Consider the following 1,374-nt stretch of genomic DNA (forward strand, 5'->3'; position numbering starts at 1 on the left):
CACCACCACTGGATTTGTGATATCTACAGTATAACTACGGTCTGCTGTGACAGTACCTACGTTACCAGCTGCATCCGTCGCTGCAATACTGACATTAATTACTTTGTCTGCATCAAGCACCAATTGACCGCCTGCAACAGTTACTGTCCATGCACCACCAGCTTGTACTGTAGTCGTGATGTCTACACCATTCACATTTACGGTGACCACATCACCGACCGTGTATTCACCTGTAACGGTTCCGCTGATGGTTTGGTTCGCACCTGCTTCAGTGGAGTCGACAATATCATTACCAGCAATGACATCGATTGTGATTGTTGTCGTACTATTGTCTGGTGGCGTGGTATCCACGGTATACACTTGGGTATCAGTGATGTTGCTGCTGTTGCCCGCGGTATCGGTAAAGGTCGCTGTCGCATCAATAGTTTTATCACCATCTGCCAACAGGTCACTGCCTGCTACACTCGCTGTCCATGTACCTGCAATTGTATTCACAATTGCTGTATAGCTCACACCGTTGATGACCAAAGTCACAACCGTGGTTGCTGCATCTGCTGGAATTCCAGTCAAGGTACCTGTAATGCTGACATTACCAGCACCTTCGGTTGCATTGACCACGTTATCCGCGGTTACTGCATCGATGTTCAATACCGCACCCGCTGGGTTTGGAGGAGTAATGTCTACTGTATACACTTGGATATCAGTGATGTTGCTGCTGTTGCCCGCGGTATCTGTGAAAGTCGCTGTCGCATCAATGGTTTTATCACCATCCGCCAACAGGTCACTACCTGCAACACTCGCTGTCCAGTTACCAGTCACAGGATCAACCGTTGCGGTATAGCTCACACCATTGATCAGTAAGGTCACTGCTATGGTTGCTGCATCTGCAGGAATTCCAGTCAAGGTACCAGTGATGGTCACATTGCCCGCACCTTCTGCCGCATTTACTACGTTGTCCGCTGTCACTGCATCAATATTGAGTACAGCTCCTGCTGGGTTTGGCGGAGTAAGATCGACGACATACGTTTGAGTATCAACAACAGTGGTGCTATTGCCTGCCGCATCAGCAAAAGTTGCTGTCGCGTCAATGGTTTTATCACCATCAGCCACCAAGTCGCTACCTGCCACACTCGCGGTCCAGTTGCCTGTCACAGGATCAACCGTTGCAGTATAAGTCACACCGTTGATCACTAAAGTAACTGCAGTTGTTGCCGCATCCGCAGGAATACCCGTTAAGGTTCCTGTAATCGTCACATTGCCTGCAGCTTCTGTTGCATTGATGATGTTATCCGTAGTTACTGGTTCAATCGTCAATACAGTCGTTGTTGTATCTGGTGGCGTAATATCTACGCTATACACTTGCGTATCAGTGAT

General features: G+C 48.4%; 1 protein-coding gene. It reads right to left on the bottom strand.

Annotated elements, in window-relative coordinates; all coding sequences use genetic code 11:
• Positions 1-1,374: beta strand repeat-containing protein (locus F887_RS18745; protein WP_212749625.1), on the bottom strand; the 1,374-nt coding region annotated here is incomplete at both ends.

Origin of the sequence: Acinetobacter sp. NIPH 2100, from assembly GCF_000369805.1 — a bacterium.
Classification (GTDB): Bacteria; Pseudomonadota; Gammaproteobacteria; order Pseudomonadales; family Moraxellaceae; genus Acinetobacter.